This is a genomic window from Arthrobacter sp. MDB1-55 (genome assembly GCF_059092925.1).
The window spans coordinates 186,488-204,506 of sequence record NZ_JBNHID010000004.1; the positions used below are offsets into that span (position 1 = coordinate 186,488).

The window sequence follows — 18,019 nt, forward strand, 5'->3', positions numbered from 1 at the left end:
ACTGCACCAACCGGGGTTGCGGCGCGGTCATTCCTTCTGTCCGCAAGTTGAGTGCATAACTATGTGTTCTAGTGAATAGGTTTACTGTACGATGATTCGCATGAGTATTTCCGTGGCGGTATCCGGAGCAAGCGGCTATGCAGGCGGCGAAGTCCTGCGTCTGCTCTCCACACATCCGGACGTGACCATCGGTGCGATCACCGCACACAGCAGTGCCGGCAGCCGGCTGGGTGAGGTGCAGCCGCATCTGCACCCCCTTGCTGACCGGGTCATCGAGGAGACCAACGCTGACAATCTCAGCGGACACGACGTCGTCTTCCTGGCCCTGCCGCATGGCGCCAGTGCCGAGGTCGCCGCGCAACTGCCCCCCGACGTCCTTGTCATCGACGCCGGAGCCGATCACAGACTCGAAGACGCCGACGCCTGGCACCGCTTCTACGGATCCCCGCACGCAGGCACCTGGCCCTATGGACTCCCCGAGCTGCCGGGTGCACGCGATAGCCTGCGCGGCGCTCGGCGCATCGCCGTTCCGGGATGCTATCCCACCAGCGCCCTCCTCGCCCTTACCCCGGGGTTCACGGCAGGACTGCTTGAGCCTGACGACGTCGTGATCGTCTCTGCCTCGGGTGCGTCAGGTGCCGGCAAGGCGCTCAAACCGCACCTGCTCGGTTCCGAAATGATGGGCGGCATGAGTCCCTACGGAGTGGGCGGCAGCCACCGGCATACCCCGGAGGTCGAGCAGGGGCTGGGCTGGGCGGCGGGCACGCCGGTCACCGTCTCCTTCACACCTACCCTCGCTCCCATGTCGCGGGGAATCCTGACGACGGCGACCGCCCGCGTCGTTGCCGGCACCACGGCAGCGCGCCTGCGTGAGGCCTGGGAGACTGCGTACGACGACGAACCTTTCGTCACTCTGCTGCCGGAAGGACAGTGGCCGGCCACCAAATCGGTGATCGCCTCCAACAACGCACAGCTTCAGCTCGCTTTCGATGAGCATGCCGGCCGCGTCATCATCACCTGCGCGATCGACAATCTCACCAAGGGCACCGCCGGTGGCGCGGTGCAGTCCATGAATATTGCCCTCGGTCTGCCGGAGACCACGGGTTTGAACGGATCAGGAGTAGCACCGTGAGCGTTACCGAGCCGCGGGGTTTCCGCGCAGCAGGCGTTGCCGCAGGACTGAAGTCGACCGGCGCGCGGGATATCGCCGTCGTCGTCAATGACGGTCCGCATCACCATGCGGCGGCAGTCTTCACCTCCAACCGGGTGGCGGCTGCGCCGGTTCACTGGTCCCGTCAGGTCGTCTCCGACGGGCGGGTCGACGCCGTCGTCCTCAACTCCGGCGGAGCGAACGCCTGCACCGGCCCGGAGGGGTTCCAGAACACTCACCGCACTGCGGAATTCGCGGCTGAGGCACTGGGCGTTTCGGCAACGGACGTCTTCGTCTGCTCCACCGGCCTCATCGGCGAGCAACTGCCGATGGACAAGCTGCTGCCCGGCGTGAGCGAGGCCGTGGGCCTGCTGTCCGACGGCGGTGGGCGGGCCGCAGCAGAAGCGATCATGACCACCGACTCGGTGTCCAAGACCGCCACCTACCCGGCAACGCAGGACGCTCCGAGCGAGGGCTACTCCATCGGCGGAATGGCCAAAGGCGCAGGCATGCTGGCTCCGGGGTTGGCAACCATGCTGGTTGTGCTGACCACCGACGCCGTACTGGACCCCGCTGTGCTGGACGCCGCACTGCGTGCGGCAACCCGGGTCACCTTCGACCGCGCCGACTCCGACGGCTGCATGTCCACCAACGACACCGTTGTCCTGCTCTCCTCCGGCGCGAGCGGAGTACGGCCGGACGCGGCTCAATTCGCCGAGGCGCTCACCGGTGTCTGCGCGTCTCTGGCCCATCAGCTCATCGAAGATGCTGAAGGTGCCAGCCACACCATCGCCATCAAGACGATCAATGCCGCCACCGAAGCAGACGCCGAGGCCGTCGGGCGCTCAGTCGCCCGCTCCAACCTGTTCAAGGCCGCGATTTTCGGCAACGACCCGAACTGGGGCCGGGTGCTGGCTGCAGTCGGCACCACTGACGCCGCCTTTGAACCGGATCGTCTTGACGTAGCCATGAACGGAGTGCAGATCTGCCGCGACGGCGGCATCGGTGATCCGCGGGAACTGGTGGACCTGAGCGGCCGCCTGGTCACCGTGGAAATAAACCTCAACGCAGGTTCCGAGACCGCGACCATCTGGACGAACGACCTCACCCACGACTACGTGCACGAGAACTCCGCCTACTCCAGCTGACACGCTGAAGCCGAAGACGCTGAGTCGAAGGACCACATGAACACTCTCAACGCTGCACAGGACAAGGCGGCGACCCTGATCGAGGCACTGCCCTGGATCCAGCGGTTCGCCGGCACCACCATGGTCATCAAGTACGGCGGCAATGCCATGGTCAACGACGACCTGCGCCGTGCTTTCGCCGAAGACATCGTCTTCCTGCACCATGCCGGGATCCGCCCCGTCGTGGTGCACGGCGGTGGGCCCCAGATCAACGGCATGCTGGACCGGCTCGGCATAGCGTCCGAGTTCAAAGGCGGGCTGCGGGTCACCACACCGGAGGCGATGGACGTCGTCCGCATGGTCCTCACGGGCCAGGTGGGCCGCGAACTGGTGGGCCTGATCAACTCACACGGCCCTTACGCAGTGGGTCTCTCGGGTGAGGACGGCGGATTGCTGCGCGCCATCAGGACCGGCACGGTGGTCGACGGCGAGGAAGTCGACCTTGGATTGGTCGGTGAGGTTGTGGGAGTCAACCCATCAGCCATCCTGGACATTCTCGAGGCCGGACGCATTCCAGTGATCTCCACGGTTGCGCCCGAGATCGACGACTCCGGCAGCGGGACCGGACAGGTGCTCAACGTCAACGCGGACACTGCGGCGGCGGCCCTTGCCGAAGCCCTGGGGGCATCGAAACTTGTCATCCTGACAGATGTCGAAGGCCTCTACTCGAACTGGCCGGACCGCACCAGCCTCATCTCCTCGCTGACGGCGGCGGAACTGCGCAACCTCCTGCCGGGGCTCGAATCGGGAATGATTCCGAAAATGGCCGCCTGCCTCAAGGCCGTCGACGGGGGAGTGGAGCGTGCCCACATCGTCGACGGGCGCCTGCCGCACTCCATGCTGCTCGAGATCTTCACCACCGCCGGAATAGGCACCCAGGTTGTGCCGGACGAGGACGTCATCGCATGAGCACCAGGGAAACGTCGATCGAGACTGCTGCCGCAGCAGCGCTCGTGGATCCGGCGAAGGGCCAGGAATGGCTGCAGCGATATTCCGACGCCCTGCTCGGGGTCTTCGGTACGCCGCAGCGTGTGCTTGTCCGGGGCGCGGGGTGCCTCGTGTGGGACGCCGACGGAAAGCAGTACCTCGACCTGCTTGGCGGCATCGCCGTCAATGCTCTGGGTCACGCCCATCCCTTCGTCACCTCAGTCATCTCCTCACAGTTGGCTACCCTGGGCCACGTCTCGAACTTCTTCACCAGTCCCACTCAGGTGGCGCTTGCCGAAAAGCTCCTGTCCCTTGCCGGCGCACCCGCCGGCTCGAAGGTATTCTTCGCGAATTCGGGCACCGAAGTAGTCGAGGCTGCCTTCAAGCTGGCCCGCCGCAACAGCGCTCCGTCCCACGACGGAAAGCCGCGGACGCGCATCCTCGCTCTCGAAGGCGGCTTCCACGGCCGCACCATGGGCGCGCTCGCCCTCACGTCGAAGCAGGCCTACCGGGCGCCGTTCGAACCGCTTCCGGGCGGTGTGGAGCACCTGCCCTTCAATGACTTGCAGGCGCTGGAGGCAGCGCTGGACGAGACGGTCGCCGCCGTCGTGCTGGAGCCCATCCAGGGCGAGGCCGGCGTGCGTCCCCTCAGCATGAGCTACCTGCAGAAGGCGCGGGAGCTGACCAGCAAGGCCGGAGCCCTGCTGATCCTCGACGAGGTCCAGACCGGCGTCGGACGTACCGGGCGCTGGTTCGCACACCAGGCAAGCGGCATCACTCCCGACGCCATGACCCTGGCCAAGGGACTCGGCGGCGGCTTCCCCATCGGCGCGCTTGTGACGTTCGGCAGTGAGGTGTCGGCCTTGCTGACGCCGGGCCAGCACGGCACCACCTTCGGTGGGAATCCTGTCGCAACCGCCGCAGCGCTTGCCACTGTGCATGCGCTGGAAGCGGGCGCGGTGCTGCGCAACGCGGACGACGTCGGCAGCTTCCTCCGCGGCGCCCTCGCCGAGGTGGACGCAGTGGAGGACGTCCGCGGCGAAGGCCTGCTCATCGGCTTTGACCTTGACGGCGATTATTCAGCCGAGGCCGTCAAGGAAGCTCTGGAGCGGGGCTTTATCATCAACGCCCCGGCACCCCGCACACTACGGCTCGCGCCGCCGCTCATCCTGACCCGGGCGGAAGCACAAACTTTCCTCGACGCGCTGCCCGGGATTCTCGACACTGCGCGATACACCCACGAACAGAACACCGCAGCCCAGCCACCGGAGGATTCCGCATGACCCGCCACTTCCTTCTCGACACCGACCTCACTCAGGCTGAGCAGAACGAGGTCCTGGATCTCGCGCTCGAGCTGAAGAAGGCACCGTACTCAAACTCCACGTACGTGGGCGAGGGCAGCGGGCGCAAGACTGTCGCGGTCATCTTCGACAAGACCTCCACGCGGACGCGCGTGTCCTTCGCCACCGGTATCGCAGACCTCGGCGGGGTGCCGCTCATCATCGGTGCGGGGGAGTCGCAGCTCGGGCACAAGGAATCAATCACGGACACGGCCAAGGTGCTGGAGCGGATGGTCTCCACGATAGTCTGGCGCACTTACGCCCAGGCCGGGCTCGAAGAAATGGCTGCGGCTTCCTCCGTTCCCGTCATCAATGCGCTGTCGGATGACTACCACCCGTGCCAGCTGCTTGCCGACCTGCTCACCATCAGGGAGCACAGGGGCAAGCTGGCGGGCCTCACCCTCTCCTACTTCGGTGACGCCGCGAACAACATGGCAAACTCGTACCTCCTCGCCGGCGTCACCGCGGGTATGCACGTCCGCATCGCCGGTCCCGAGGGGTACCTGCCGGAACAACGCATCGTCGACGCCGCCAACAAGCGTGCGGCAGAAACCGGCGGATCGGTACTCATCACCACCGATGCCGGTGAGGCCGCAACGGGCGCCGACGTCATCGCCACGGACACCTGGGTATCCATGGGCCAGGAGATCGAGGACGAGGCCGCCAAGAGTGCGCGGTTCGAGCTGTTCCGTCCGTACGCGGTGGATGAGGCGCTGCTCTCCCAGGTGGCGGCTGACGCCGTCGTCCTCCACTGCCTGCCCGCCTACCGCGGATACGAGATTTCCGCCGGTGTGATCGACGGCCCGCAATCCCTCGTGTGGGACGAGGCCGAGAACCGGTTGCACGCGCAAAAGGCGCTGATGGTGTGGCTCATGGAGCGCTCGTGACCTCCGCTGCCCCTGCGGGTTCGGCCGGCGCCCAGCCGACCGGGCAGCCCACAACCAAGACGGCGCGGCAGGCGCGGATCACCGCCCTGCTCACGTCGCAGTCCGTGCGGTCGCAGTCGGAACTGGCGGACCTGCTGGCAGACGACGGACTCCAGGTCACCCAGGCCACACTGTCCCGTGACCTCGTGGAGTTGGGCGCAGTGCGCGTCCGCGGCAAGGACGGCGCGCTTGTCTACGCCGTTCCGGGAGAGGGCGGCGGACGTGCTCCCCAGAGCGGCGTCAGCCAGGAGATTCTGGACTCGCGGCTGTCCCGGCTGTGCGGTGAACTGCTGGTGACGGCTGAGGCTTCAGGGAACCTGGTGGTCCTGCGGACGCCTCCGGGCGCAGCGAACTTCCTGGCCCTGGCGATCGATCATTCGGTCATGCCGTCCGTGCTGGGTACGATCGCCGGAGACGACACCATCCTGCTGGTCACCCGTGATCCGGCCGGCGGAGCCGACGTCGCAGCCCGTTTCCTGCAGTTCGCCCATGAGGCCGCGTCCTGAGCGGGACGCAACAGACATCCCGACCAGACAGACCACCGAACATTCCACATCATTCGAAGAAACAAAAGGAGCTATTTCAGTGACTGAACGCATTGTCCTTGCCTACTCGGGCGGACTGGATACCTCGGTGGCCATCGGCTGGATTGCCGAAGCAACCGGAGCAGAAGTAGTGGCTGTCGCTGTCGACGTCGGACAGGGCGGCGAATCCCTGGAGACCATCCGCCAGCGTGCCCTCGGCTGCGGCGCCGTCGAAGCCTATGTGGCCGACGCCCGCGACGAGTTCGCCAACGAGTACTGCATGCCGACCCTTCGCGCCAACGCGCTGTACATGGATGCGTACCCCCTGGTGTCGGCTATCTCCCGGCCCGTGATCGTCAAGCACCTCGTCGCCGCTGCACGTGAGTTCGGGGCCTCGACCGTGGCGCACGGCTGCACCGGCAAGGGCAACGACCAGGTCCGCTTCGAGGTCGGCATCCAGACCCTCGGCCCGGACCTGAAGTGCATTGCCCCCGTCCGCGATCTCGCCCTCACCCGTGACAAGGCAATCGCCTTCGCCGAGGAGAAGGGCCTGCCGATTGAAACCACCAAGAAGAACCCGTTCTCGATCGACCAGAACGTCTGGGGACGCGCCGTCGAGACCGGCTTCCTCGAGGACATCTGGAACGGCCCCACCAAGGACGTCTACGACTACACCGACTCGCCCGAGTTCTCCCCGGCACCGGATGAAGTAGTCATCACCTTCAAGGAAGGCATCCCCGTTGCGATCGACGGACACGCCGTTACTCCGCTGCAGGCGATCGAGGAACTGAACCGCCGCGCCGGCGCCCAGGGCGTGGGCCGCATCGACATCGTCGAAGACCGGCTGGTGGGAATCAAGAGCCGTGAAATCTATGAGGCTCCCGGCGCCATGGCCCTCATCACCGCCCACCGCGAGCTCGAGAACGTCACCGTCGAGCGTGAGCAGGCACGGTTCAAGAAGACTGTTGACCAGCGCTGGACCGAACTGGTCTACGACGGCCAGTGGTTCTCTCCGCTGAAGCGCTCGCTGGAAACTTTCATCGATGACACCCAGCGCTACGTGTCCGGCGACGTCCGCATGGAACTTCACGGCGGCCGCGCGACCGTCACCGGTCGCCGGTCCGACGTCGGCCTCTACGACTTCAATCTCGCAACGTACGACACCGGTGACACCTTCGACCAGTCGATGGCCCGCGGGTTCATCGAGATCTTCGGCCTGTCCTCCAAGGTGGCATCGGGTCGCGATCAGCGCGCGGGGAACTAGGCAGTGACGGAGGCACGCGGTACAGCCGCAACCGGCACCAACGAGGGCTCGCTGTGGGGCGGCCGGTTCTCCGGCGGCCCCGCGGACGCCCTCGCTGCCCTGAGCAAGTCGACGCACTTCGACTGGCGGTTGGCCCGCCACGATATTGCCGGATCACGGGCGCACGCCCGTGTGCTGCACCGCGCCGGCCTGCTCGACGACGGCGAACTTTCCGGCATGCTGGCTGCCCTGGACGCGCTCGACGACGACGTCCGCACGGGCGCCTACCTCCCCGCCGACTCTGACGAGGACGTGCACGGCTCGCTCGAGCGCGGACTGATCGAACGCGCCGGACCGGCGCTCGGCGGAAAGCTGCGGGCCGGCCGTTCACGCAACGACCAGGTTGCCACGCTGGGCAGGATGTACCTGCGTGAGCATGCCCGCATCATCGCAGGCGGCGTCCTCGCCACGATCGACGCACTTGTGGAGCAGGCCCAGAAGCACCTCGAAGTGCCGATGCCGGGCCGCACCCACCTGCAGCACGCACAACCGGTACTGCTGAGCCATCACCTGCTCGCGCATGCCTGGGCTTTGCTGCGTGACCTGCAGCGGTTCCAGGACTGGGACCGCCGCGCTGCGGTGTCACCCTACGGTTCAGGGGCGCTGGCCGGATCCTCCCTCGGCCTCGACCCTGAAGCGGTTGCCGCAGAGCTCGGGTTCGACTCGGCGACGCACAATTCGATCGACGGCACGGCGGCGCGGGACGTCTACGCGGAATTCGCGTGGGTGGCCTCGATGATCGGCGTCGATCTTTCGCGGATCAGCGAGGAGGTCATCTTCTGGGCGACCAAGGAATTCTCCTTTGTCACCCTGCACGATTCCTTCTCCACCGGGTCATCGATCATGCCGCAGAAGAAGAACCCGGATGTTGCGGAGCTCGCCCGCGGGAAGGCCGGAAGGCTGATCGGGAACCTGACCGGACTGCTCGCCACGCTCAAGGGTTTGCCCCTGGCGTACAACCGGGACCTTCAGGAGGACAAGGAGCCGGTGTTCGATGCCATCGACACCCTCGAGGTACTCCTGCCTGCCGTGTCGGGAATGATCGCCACTTTGACCTTCAACACCGAGCGCATGGCGTCGCTGGCGCCGCTTGGATTCGCTCTCGCCACGGATGTGGCCGAGTGGCTGGTCCGCCAGGGCGTGCCCTTCCGCGAAGCCCACGAACTGTCCGGCGCAGCGGTCAAGCTGGCTGAAAGCCGCGGTGTGGAGCTGTGGGACCTGAGCGACGAGGACTATGCCGGCATCTCGGAACACCTCACACCGGGTGTGCGGGAGGTGCTCACGGTTGAAGGATCGCTGAGCAGCCGAGACTCGCAGGGCGGCACAGCTCCGGCTGCCGTTCGGCGCCAGCTGGAGGCCTTGAACACCCAGCTGCTCAACGTGCGCTCGACACTGCTGCCGCCGCAGGGCTGACGGTCGGCCTCCGGGAGGGCAGCGGGTATTGTCGGGACTGACCGCCCCTGCCCACCCGGAGGATAGCCGTGAACACACCAGAGACTGCCGTGCCCGAAAACCTCGCCGAACGGCTAGCCGACGCCGGCCGTGAACTGCTCGCGGCCGCTGCCGGCCTGGACGCGGCAGCAGTCACTGCGCCCTCGGTCCTTCCCGGATGGAACCGTGCCTTCGTTCTCGCGCACGTCGAGGGAGTGGCGCGCGCGATGGCACGCCAGCTTGAGTACGCAGCCCAGGGCGAGACCATCGAGTTTTACGACGACGGGTTCGACGGCCGGAACCGCGACATTGAGCGGCGGGCGCAGCGCCCCGTCGACGAGCAGCTGCGGAGCCTCACAGAGGCGGTCGAAGCCGTCGTCGCACGTTTCGCCGCCCTTCAGGGCAGCGGGTGGGACGCGCGCATCGCCTACCGGAACGGTACGGTGCGCGACGGCGGGCTTGCCCTCTGGAGGGAACTGGTCATCCATGCCTCCGACCTCGACACGGGACGAACTTCCCTCGACTGGGACAACACGTTCTGCCATTACCTCTTCGGCTTCCTCGCTGCACGTATCCCGGACGGAACGGCACTCAAGCTCCAACCGCTGGGTGAGCAGCCGCGCACGCTGTCGAGCGGACCCGGAACACCGGCGCGCACCGTCGTCGTCACCGGGTTGCTGCAGGACATCGCCGCATGGCTTGCCGGACGCAAGCCGCTGGGTGGACTGAACGCGACCGCCGCAGCAGACGGCATTGCCCTCCCGGAACTCCTGCCGTGGCCGGCGGCAGTGCCTCCGCGCGCCTGACGGGACCTTCGCGCCCGGCTCATCGGCAGTCTCGAAACATTAGGCCTTTGACCCTTCGGAGCCCTTATCAGGGGTCCGGCACTGCGCTAAGTTGGGAGGCACCCACGCGCCCACAGAAGCGAAGGCAGACGCCATGACGTCGGAAGTTGAACAATCAGCTGCGCACTCCGTTGTGCCGCTTGGCCGGATCGAACGGCTGAGCGACGGGTACGTTCTCGCTTTCGACCGTCAATTCGACTACCCCCGCTCCTACATCTGGAGCCTTCTGACGAACCCCGGGAAGGTTCGGCTCTGGCTCGGCGAACTCGCCGGGGAATGGGAGCTGGGAAAGGAGTATTTCCTGGACCTGGGCGGGGGAACCTCTACCGGGACAGTCCTGCAACTGAACCCACCCACCAGCCTCCAGATCAGCTGGGACGATGCACTGGGTTTCGAGTCCATCCTGGAATGGCGGGTCCTGGAAAGTGACGGCGGTACTCTGCTGCAGTTACGGGCACGCTCCGAGACGGCCGACTTCCTGACCGAGGGTGCCGCCGGCTGGCAGCACATCCTCGCCGCGCTCGATGACGTGGCCGCAGGCCGGGAACCGGCCCCGCCGGGGGACTGGGCGGCCCTCCGGGATGCCTATTCCCAGGAGTTCGATGTTTCCAACACGATGGGCTGGATGGAAACCGACGACGGCGTCACCATGGTCCACTTCGACCGCCGCCTCAGTTCCACCCTGCCGCTCGTCAAGGACGCACTCACAGCCGACCCGGAGCAACAGCCGAGGGTCGAACAGGCGGAGGTCGACTTCACCGCAGAGGGTTCCAGCACCCGCCTTACTGTCCGCCACGTGATTGAGGATCCAGCTGTCGCGCCGGCCCTGATGGCCCAGTGGCATGCTCATCTGGACGCCGTGGCGGTGTCGGTGGAGGGCGACCAGCCGCACACCAGCATGCGGAAGCTGCATGCATTGGAGGACTTTTACCGGGCTACGCTCGACACGGCTCCCGCCGGTTGAGCCGCTGCTTCACGCGCCAGCAGGCTCGTCTTCACGGCAACTCCCCACCGGAACCCGCCGAGGCTTCCGTCTGTCCGGATCACACGGTGGCAGGGAACAAACAGGGCAGCGGCGTTGAAGGCACAGGCTCCCGCAGCGGCCCGGATCGCGGATGGGCGCCCGGACAGGCGTGCATACTCGGAATAGGTGACCGGCTTCCCGGGTGCAACCGTGCGCAGAATCTCCCACGCGTGACTCCGGAACGGCCCCGACAACTGCTGCACCGGGACGGCCTCGATAGCCGCGAGATCGCCGTCGTAGTAGGCAGCCACCGCGTCCGTGATGGGGCTGGCGTGACTGACCGGGCGGATGTGTTCCGCCTGCAGTGTTGGGTGGATCTGGCCGGTGAGTTCGGCGACGTCGGCAGTCCAGCCGGAGGCAAGAACCACCCCGTCGCGTTCGATGACGGTGAACGGCCCGTCCGGGGTGGAGACGGTTACGGTCTGGGCGGTCATGATGCCAGTGCCTTTCGGGAAGTGTCTGCGGAGTGTGCCGATGACTGGGGTCTGGACGGCTTTTCAGCAGCGAGCCGCCAGAGGTGGAGCGTCGCATAGGAGCGCCAGGGGCTGAACCGCTCGAACCAGGCCTCGGTTTCACGGACGTCAGAGAGACCAACGGAAAGCCGGGCCAGGCCCGACCGGACAGCGGCGTCGTTGGCGAGGTGAATGTCGGTCGCGCCAAGGATCCGCATCGCCGCATAGCGTACAGTCCACGGACCGATCCCCGGCAGAGGCAGGAGCTTCTCTGCCAATTCCGCGGGGGTGTCCTGGAGCCCGATCACAACGCTCCCCTCGGCGAGGGCGCCGGCGGCTCCCACCAGGCTTTCCCGTCGCCGGGTGGGCCCCTTCAACAGGGGGGCAGCACCGTCCGCGATTGATCCTGCAGTGGGGAACAGCCGGCTGTGCCCGGGACGCCCAAGCGTTGAAGGTTCACCCAGTTCGGCGAGGATGGTGAGAACCCCGGTGGCGGCCGCGACGGAAATCTGCTGGCCCACCATGGCCCGAATGAGGATCTCATGGGCGTCGACCGCACCAGGCAGGCGCATGCCCGGATACCTCTGGACGCGCGCCTGCAGCGAAGGGTCCGCGGAGAGGACATCGTCGATCGCCGTAGGGTCGGCATCAAGGTCGAACAACCTCCGGATGCGGGCCAGCAGCACGGGCAGGTCCTTCAGGTGCTCCACTGTGACCGCGACGTTGAGGCCTCCGGGCGCGCGTCGGGCCTGGAACCAGCCTTCCCCGCCCGGCAGCCGGACCAGACGGGCGTAACTGGACGCGTCCGCTACCTCGATCCCTGCTACGGCGCGGGCCGCCAGGAAAGTGAAGATGCCGTCGTCGTACGGGGTCCGCGTGGGCAGTGTCAGGCTCAGGGAGGTCGCTGCGCCGGCAGCCGTGGAAGCATGCGACAGGAAGCGGCTGCGGTGCCGGAGCTGGGAGGGGGAGAGGTCATACACCTCCTGAATGGTCTCGTTGAATTGGCGGACGCTGTTGAAGCCCGCTGCGAATGCCACATCGGAAAGCGGCATGTCGGTGGCCGTAAGCAGCGTCCGCGCCGTTTGCGCACGGGAGGCTCGCGCCAGGGCGAGCGGCCCGGCGCCGAGCTCGGACTGAAGGATCCGACCGAGCTGCCGGGTTGAATACCCCAAACGGAGCGCAAGGCCCGGCACACCACTGCGGTCGATCTCGCCGTCGGAAATGAGCCTCATAGCCCGCGCGGCGGTGTCAGAGCGCAGGTTCCAGGCCGGGGTCCCCGGCACAGCTTCCGGCAGGCACCGTTTGCATGCGCGGTAGCCCGCCTCGTGCGCAGCCGCAGACGTGGGATAGAACGTGACGTTGGAGGGCTTGGGTGTGCGCGCCGGGCAGGATGGACGGCAGTAGATCTTTGTCGTTGCCACTGCGGTGACGAATTGCCCGTCGAACCGCGTGTCCCGCGACTCAATAGCGCGGTACTGCTGCCAGAAGTCCATGTCTCAATCCTCGCAGGCGGCATGGTGCGCTGCTAGCGGAAATCGGACACCGCCGTGCGGAGGACTCGGGACCGGCTTGATACGGTCTTTTGGTGGATCCAGCACTACAACGCGCCCGGTTGGCGCATCCGGCCATCGACGTGGCGCCGCTCCTGCTTGGCGCACACCTGACGCACGACGACGGCGTGGACCCGGTTACGGTGCGCCTTACCGAAGTGGAAGCATATATGGGCGCTGAAGACCCGGGCTCGCACGCCTTTCGCGGACAGACGGCACGCAATGCCACGATGTTCGGAGAGGCCGGCCACCTGTACGTGTACTTCACCTACGGGATGCACTACTGCGCCAACGTCGTGTGCGGGGTTCCGGGCAACGCCACCGGTCTGCTGCTGCGCGCCGGAGAGGTTGTCAGCGGACTGGAAACAGCGCGGCGCAGGCGCGGACACCCGCGTACGGATCGGGACCTCGCCCGCGGCCCGGCCCGGCTGGCGCAGGCACTCGGGATCGACCGCGCGCTCGACGGCAGCGACGTCTTCTCGGAGCGGCTCCGGCTCGAGCTTCCCGAGCATCCGGCTGACCCGTTGCGCGTGCAGACCGGACCCAGAGTCGGAGTGAGCGGTCCGGGCGGATCCACGGCCTACCCCTGGCGCTACTGGCTCGCGGGGGAACCCAGCGTTTCCGTGTACCGGCCCGCTGCCAAGCCCCGGGCAGCACGGAACACGGCGGTTGCCGCAAGCGCTCCGGTCCACGGGGAAGCCCCAGCACAGTCAGGACAGGCATGACAGTACAGACCCTCAGGGACCTCATCCTCACGCACTGCGTCAGCGTTCCCGACTTCCCCAAGCCCGGGGTCACGTTCCGCGATCTGACACCCGTCTTCGCGGACGCAGAAGCATTCGCTGCGATCATTCCAGCCCTCCTCAAGCCTTTCGAGGGCAGGTTCGACCGGGTGGCGGGAGTGGAGGCGCGCGGTTTCATCCTTGCCGCTGCGGCTGCCTATGGCGCCGGAACAGGGGTGACCGCCGTACGCAAACCGGGAAAACTTCCCCGCCAGGTGCACAGCGAAAGCTATTCGCTTGAGTACGGGAACGCAGCGGTCGAAATTCACCGCGACGAGTTCCCTCCGGGGACCCGTGTGCTGGTGCTTGACGATGTCCTCGCCACCGGCGGAACGCTCGCCGCGGCGGTGCGCCTGTTGGAACGGGCAGGCGCCGAAGTGGTGGGAGCCGCCGTCGTGCTTGAGCTGGAAGGGCTTGGAGGCAGGGCGGCTGTCCCAACTCCTGTTCACGCCCTGGTAACCATTTAGCAGTGTAAAAGGCGGACGCTCATGGAAATTCGCACGCAGCGGGATAGAATTGACGGTCCGCCTTGGCGAGAGGGAACGCGCAATGCCTGAAATGTCCATAGCCCGGAACGAACTGGAACACGAGCGCCGCTACGTAGCCGGTCTGTACCAGCGGCTTGATGAGCTCCGCGCCGAGAAGCAGCGCCAGCTCGATCAGGTGCGCCGGACAATATCCGCTGGTTCACACCAGAACCGGTCCGAACGCGACGCCTTCGCGACCATGTATGAGGATCGGCTCGCGCAGTTGAATGCTGTCGATGACCGTCTCGTCTTTGGACGGCTGGACCTCGACACGGAGGAAGAGCGTTACATCGGTCGTATCGGCCTGTCCACCGAAGACCTGCAGCAGCTCATGGTCGACTGGCGGGCGCCCGAAGCCGGCACGTTCTACCAGGCCACCGCCTTCGAACGCATGGGTGTGCGCCGCCGCCGCCACCTCATCCTGTCCAAGCGGGACGTCGTGGCCATCGAGGACGACGTCCTTGACGCCTCCATGCTCACGGAAGACGATTCCCTCCAGGGCGAGGGCGCTCTGCTCGCCGCGCTGAATTCCAAGCGCACGGGCCAAATGTCCGACATTGTGGGCACTATCCAATCCGAGCAGGACCGCATCATCCGTGCGCCGCTGCCGGGCGTCGTCGTCGTGCAGGGTGGTCCCGGTACGGGCAAGACCGCAGTGGCGCTGCACCGGGCCGCGTATCTGCTCTACACCCACCGCGAGCGGTTGAAGTCGGCGGGCGTGCTGCTCGTCGGCCCAACCAGCGCATTCATGAGATACATCGAGCGCGTGTTGCCCTCACTGGGTGAAACCGGTGTTGTGATGGCCAGCATCGGGAGCCTGATGCCCGGCATCCGGGCGGTGCCGGAGCCCTCCGAGGAGGTTGCTGCGCTCAAGGGCCGGCTGGATATGGCAGAGGTCGTGAAGCAGGCGGTCGCCAACCGCCAGCGCATTCCGGCCGAGAACCGCAAACTCAACGTCGAGGGAACAACGCTCATCCTGACGCCGCGGCAGGTCCGGCGGGCCCGTGACCGCGCGCGGGCAACCGGAAAACAGCACAACGACGCCCGGACGACGTTCGTGAAGATCATGCTGCGCGAACTCACCGAGCAGTTGACCGAGCAGTTGGAGGAATCATCGGGTGCCGGCAATACGGCGGACCGCTCGTACCTCGCCGAGGATGTCCGGACATCCCGGGACGTGCGGATCGCGCTGAACCTCGCATGGATGCCGATGACGCCCGAGAAACTCCTGCGAGATCTCTTTTCGAAGCCTGCGCACCTGGAAGCGGCGGCGCCCCACCTGACTGACGCCGAACGGGAACTGCTGTACCGGCCGGAAGACTCCCCATGGACCGAGGCGGACGTGCCGCTGCTTGACGAGGCAGCGGAATTGCTGGGGGAGCTCGATGCCTCAGCCGGCCGGAGTGCCGCCGAGAAGGAACAAGAACGACGCCGGGACCTCGCCAACGCGGAGCGCGCGCTCGAAAATGTCAGCGCGACCCTGGAAGATGCCGGCGTCGATGGGATGCTGACCGCGGAAGCACTGGCCGAGCACAACACCGTGGCCGAAGCCCGCCTGACCGCCGCCGAGCGCGCATCCGGTGACCGCACCTGGGCCTACGGGCACGTTGTGGTTGATGAAGCGCAGGAGCTCTCGCCCATGCAGTGGCGGTTGCTTATGCGCAAATGCCCCCTCAAGTCCTTCACCATCGTGGGTGATATCGCACAGACCAGCTCAATCGCCGGTTCGCATTCCTGGCAACAGGCGCTCGAACCGTTCGTGGGGGAGCGCTGGCAGCTTGAGGAACTTACGGTCAACTACCGCACGCCTGCGCAGATCGCAGAGGCAGCCGTACGCATGGCCAATGCTGCCGGCCTGGTGGTGTCTGCTCCGAAGGCGGTCCGTGATGGCCGGTGGGACCCGGTGATCGATCGGGTGACCGAGTTGGAACCCGCACTCCTGTCCGCATTGCCTGAAGAACTGGACGCAATAGCCGGGGGGCTCCTAGCGGTCATCGCCCCGGCGAGAATCGTCGAGCAGGTCCGTTCCGCTGTCACCCGTATTCATGGGAACCGAGTAGGTCAGGGCGCGGGCGGACTGGGCCAGGACATCGTGGTTATCACCCCGCGGGACGCGAAGGGTCTTGAATTCGATGGCGTGATCGTTCTCGAGCCGGCCGAGATGCTCCGGCAGGAGGCCGTCCGAATTGGCGACCTATACGTGGCGATGACCCGTCCTACCCAGCGCCTTCGTCTCATCTCAACCGGCGAAATTCCCGACGGCATTGAGGGCTGATACTTTGAAGCGGTGCAACAACCTATCGAGGCGGCCCGTCCAGCCGTGAACCAGCAGCAGAATGACAGCACTTTCGACAACCTCTGGCAGGAACTGAAGTGGCGTGGACTGATTCACGTTTCCACTGACGAGACGGAGCTGGAGAAGGTTCTCGCAGGGGAGCCGATCACTTATTACTGCGGGTTCGATCCGACGGCTCCGAGCCTTCACCTCGGCAACCTTGTCCAACTGCTGACCATGCGTCGTTTGCAGCTTGCCGGCCACAGGCCAATCGGTCTGGTCGGAGGCTCCACCGGGCTCGTCGGGGATCCCCGGCCGTCGGCTGAGCGCACGATGAACACCAAGGAAACCGTTGCCGAGTGGGTTGGGTACCTGCAGGGCCAGGTCCAGCGGTTCCTGAGCTTCGAGGGTGACAACGCCGCTCGCATGGTCAACAACCTGGACTGGACGGCGCCCATGAGCGCCATCGATTTCCTTCGCGATGTCGGCAAGCACTTCCGGGTCGGCACCATGGTCAAGAAGGAAACAGTCGCCAAGCGACTCAACTCGGATGAGGGCATCAGCTACGCAGAGTTCAGCTACCAGGTGCTGCAGGGGATGGATTACCTTCATCTGTTCCGGGACCACCAGTGTGTACTGCAAACCGGTGGCTCCGACCAGTGGGGCAACCTGACCAGTGGCACGGAGCTCATCCGCAAGGTCGAGGGCAAGAGCGTCCACGCGATCGGAACGCCGCTCATCACCAACTCCGACGGCACCAAGTTCGGCAAGAGTGAAGGCAACGCAGTATGGCTGGATCCGAACATGACCACGCCGTACGCGATGTACCAGTTCTGGCTCAACACCTCCGACGCTGATGTGATCGACCGGCTGAAGGTGTTCACGTTCCGTAGCCGCGCCGAAATTGAGCACCTTGCTGAGTCGGTTGAGAGCCGGCCGCACCTGCGGGAGGCTCAGCGCGCACTGGCTTTCGACGTGACCTCGCTGGTTCACAGCGTTGAGGCAACGGAGAAGGTCATCGCCGCGTCCGCGGCTCTCTTCGGGCAGGGCGATCTTGCCGCACTCGATGAGATGACGCTACGTGCTGCAACAGCCGAGCTGCCGAGCGCGAAGGTCGGCAGCAATGGGCTCGGTATTATCGACCTTCTGGTGGCTAGCGGATTGGCGCCGAGTAACTCAGCGGCCCGCCGCACCGTTGCAGAAGGCGGCGCCTACGTGAACAACGAAAAGGTTTCGGATCCCGAGGCAACCGTCGGATCACAGCAACTGCTTCACGGGCGCTTTCTGCTCCTTCGTCGGGGCAAGCGGACCCTCGCGACCGTCGAGGTCGGCTAGTTTCAGACGCAGACAGGTCCGGCCCGGTGCGGATTTGCACCGGGCCGGAACGGCGTGTAAAGTTTTCTGAGTCGCCGCCGCTGAGCAGCGACAAACTCCCTCCTAAAACTCAAGTGGTTCGGGCGTGCGCCGAAGGCAGCGTCCAAAGCCAGGCGATTTGTGGTGGGTGAATTCGAATTGTTTTGAACGAATTCGGGCAAATAAGCCGATTTGACAGAAACAAAGAGAATGAAATAGATTTAGAAACACCGCAGCACGGAAATGCAAAACAAATTGCATAGTACGTGAATTGCTTCTGTTGTTTGAGAACTCAATAGTGTGCCATGTTTGTTGATACCGATTGTTTTTTTGATTGGTTGATTTACTGGTCATTCACCTCCGTGGGTGGCTGGTTTTTTGGCTGGTTTCGAATTTTGTGCAGCATGGATCCTTCTTTTTCCG

Annotated in this window: 16 protein-coding genes; 14 read left to right on the top strand and 2 right to left on the bottom strand. The window is 65.6% G+C overall.

The features are described 5' to 3' along the window. Window positions 1-100: 100 nt before the first annotated feature. The 10 genes from argC (at window position 101) to AC5RU3_RS15570 (ending at window position 10,597) form a co-directional block, all read left to right on the top strand. The gene (gene argC, locus AC5RU3_RS15525; RefSeq protein WP_493966119.1) at window positions 101-1,132 is read left to right on the top strand and encodes an N-acetyl-gamma-glutamyl-phosphate reductase; all 1,032 of its coding nucleotides are present in this window, start codon (window positions 101-103) and stop codon (window positions 1,130-1,132) included. Continuing rightward, the gene (argJ, locus tag AC5RU3_RS15530; protein ID WP_309072506.1) at window positions 1,129-2,298 is read left to right on the top strand and encodes a bifunctional glutamate N-acetyltransferase/amino-acid acetyltransferase ArgJ; all 1,170 of its coding nucleotides are present in this window, start codon (window positions 1,129-1,131) and stop codon (window positions 2,296-2,298) included. The genes argC and argJ overlap by 4 nt, the downstream gene beginning before the upstream one ends. Before the next feature lie 36 nt (window positions 2,299-2,334). Next, window positions 2,335-3,246, top strand: a complete 912-nt coding sequence (gene argB, locus AC5RU3_RS15535) for an acetylglutamate kinase (RefSeq protein WP_309072507.1) — start codon at window positions 2,335-2,337, stop codon at window positions 3,244-3,246. Continuing rightward, complete coding sequence (locus tag AC5RU3_RS15540) at window positions 3,243-4,547, top strand: acetylornithine transaminase (protein ID WP_493966120.1); 1,305 nt, start codon at window positions 3,243-3,245, stop codon at window positions 4,545-4,547. Before argB ends, AC5RU3_RS15540 begins: the two co-directional genes overlap by 4 nt. Continuing rightward, window positions 4,544-5,491: an ornithine carbamoyltransferase gene (gene argF, locus AC5RU3_RS15545; protein ID WP_493966121.1), complete on the top strand. Its 948-nt coding sequence runs from the start codon at window positions 4,544-4,546 to the stop codon at window positions 5,489-5,491. Before AC5RU3_RS15540 ends, argF begins: the two co-directional genes overlap by 4 nt. Further along, window positions 5,488-6,036 (top strand): arginine repressor, encoded by a 549-nt coding sequence (locus AC5RU3_RS15550; RefSeq protein WP_309072521.1) that lies wholly within the window; start codon window positions 5,488-5,490, stop codon window positions 6,034-6,036. The genes argF and AC5RU3_RS15550 overlap by 4 nt, the downstream gene beginning before the upstream one ends. Before the next feature lie 79 nt (window positions 6,037-6,115). Then, window positions 6,116-7,318, top strand: coding sequence for an argininosuccinate synthase (locus AC5RU3_RS15555; RefSeq protein ID WP_309072520.1), 1,203 nt, complete (start codon window positions 6,116-6,118; stop codon window positions 7,316-7,318). Window positions 7,319-7,321: 3 nt separating this feature from the next. Beyond that, window positions 7,322-8,770 carry an argininosuccinate lyase gene (gene argH / locus AC5RU3_RS15560; protein ID WP_493966122.1) on the top strand — a complete coding sequence of 483 codons (1,449 nt, stop codon included), beginning with the start codon at window positions 7,322-7,324 and terminating at the stop codon, window positions 8,768-8,770. Between the two features lie 68 nt (window positions 8,771-8,838). Next, on the top strand, window positions 8,839-9,594 hold the full coding sequence (locus AC5RU3_RS15565; RefSeq protein WP_493966123.1) for a maleylpyruvate isomerase family mycothiol-dependent enzyme: 756 nt from the start codon (window positions 8,839-8,841) through the stop codon (window positions 9,592-9,594). A 133-nt stretch (window positions 9,595-9,727) separates the two neighbouring features. Continuing rightward, window positions 9,728-10,597 carry an SRPBCC domain-containing protein gene (locus AC5RU3_RS15570; RefSeq protein WP_493966124.1) on the top strand — a complete coding sequence of 290 codons (870 nt, stop codon included), beginning with the start codon at window positions 9,728-9,730 and terminating at the stop codon, window positions 10,595-10,597. Here the strand turns inward: AC5RU3_RS15570 and AC5RU3_RS15575 are convergent. Together AC5RU3_RS15575 and AC5RU3_RS15580 are read right to left on the bottom strand one after the other, a co-directional pair. Beyond that, window positions 10,561-11,091: a methylated-DNA--[protein]-cysteine S-methyltransferase gene (locus AC5RU3_RS15575; RefSeq protein WP_493966125.1), complete on the bottom strand. Its 531-nt coding sequence runs from the start codon at window positions 11,089-11,091 to the stop codon at window positions 10,561-10,563. The genes AC5RU3_RS15570 and AC5RU3_RS15575 overlap by 37 nt on opposite strands. Beyond that, window positions 11,088-12,602, bottom strand: coding sequence for an AlkA N-terminal domain-containing protein (locus tag AC5RU3_RS15580; RefSeq protein ID WP_493966126.1), 1,515 nt, complete (start codon window positions 12,600-12,602; stop codon window positions 11,088-11,090). Before AC5RU3_RS15580 ends, AC5RU3_RS15575 begins: the two co-directional genes overlap by 4 nt. 92 nt (window positions 12,603-12,694) lie before the next feature. Between AC5RU3_RS15580 and AC5RU3_RS15585 the strand changes: the two genes are divergently transcribed. The 4 genes from AC5RU3_RS15585 (at window position 12,695) to tyrS (ending at window position 17,578) form a co-directional block, all read left to right on the top strand. Next, a complete protein-coding gene (locus tag AC5RU3_RS15585; RefSeq protein WP_493966127.1) occupies window positions 12,695-13,384 on the top strand; it encodes a DNA-3-methyladenine glycosylase in 690 nt (229 codons plus the stop codon). Next, window positions 13,381-13,908: an adenine phosphoribosyltransferase gene (locus tag AC5RU3_RS15590; RefSeq protein WP_309124391.1), complete on the top strand. Its 528-nt coding sequence runs from the start codon at window positions 13,381-13,383 to the stop codon at window positions 13,906-13,908. Before AC5RU3_RS15585 ends, AC5RU3_RS15590 begins: the two co-directional genes overlap by 4 nt. Before the next feature lie 82 nt (window positions 13,909-13,990). Next, window positions 13,991-16,243 carry a HelD family protein gene (locus AC5RU3_RS15595; RefSeq protein WP_375164442.1) on the top strand — a complete coding sequence of 751 codons (2,253 nt, stop codon included), beginning with the start codon at window positions 13,991-13,993 and terminating at the stop codon, window positions 16,241-16,243. A 12-nt stretch (window positions 16,244-16,255) separates the two neighbouring features. After that, window positions 16,256-17,578 (top strand): tyrosine--tRNA ligase, encoded by a 1,323-nt coding sequence (tyrS, locus tag AC5RU3_RS15600; protein ID WP_375164443.1) that lies wholly within the window; start codon window positions 16,256-16,258, stop codon window positions 17,576-17,578. The last annotated feature ends 441 nt before the right edge of the window (window positions 17,579-18,019 follow it).

Excerpts from the sequence above, each read along its gene's own strand:
- argC (WP_493966119.1), top strand. The coding sequence starts at position 101 with ATGAGTATTTCCGTGGCGGTATCCGGAGCAAGCGGCTATGCAGGCGGC.
- argB (WP_309072507.1), top strand. The coding sequence starts at position 2,335 with ATGAACACTCTCAACGCTGCACAGGACAAGGCGGCGACCCTGATCGAG.
- AC5RU3_RS15540 (WP_493966120.1), top strand. The coding sequence starts at position 3,243 with ATGAGCACCAGGGAAACGTCGATCGAGACTGCTGCCGCAGCAGCGCTC.
- argF (WP_493966121.1), top strand. The coding sequence starts at position 4,544 with ATGACCCGCCACTTCCTTCTCGACACCGACCTCACTCAGGCTGAGCAG.
- AC5RU3_RS15570 (WP_493966124.1), top strand. The coding sequence starts at position 9,728 with ATGACGTCGGAAGTTGAACAATCAGCTGCGCACTCCGTTGTGCCGCTT.
- AC5RU3_RS15575 (WP_493966125.1), bottom strand. The coding sequence starts at position 11,091 with ATGACCGCCCAGACCGTAACCGTCTCCACCCCGGACGGGCCGTTCACC.
- AC5RU3_RS15580 (WP_493966126.1), bottom strand. The coding sequence starts at position 12,602 with ATGGACTTCTGGCAGCAGTACCGCGCTATTGAGTCGCGGGACACGCGG.
- AC5RU3_RS15590 (WP_309124391.1), top strand. The coding sequence starts at position 13,381 with ATGACAGTACAGACCCTCAGGGACCTCATCCTCACGCACTGCGTCAGC.
- AC5RU3_RS15595 (WP_375164442.1), top strand. The coding sequence starts at position 13,991 with ATGCCTGAAATGTCCATAGCCCGGAACGAACTGGAACACGAGCGCCGC.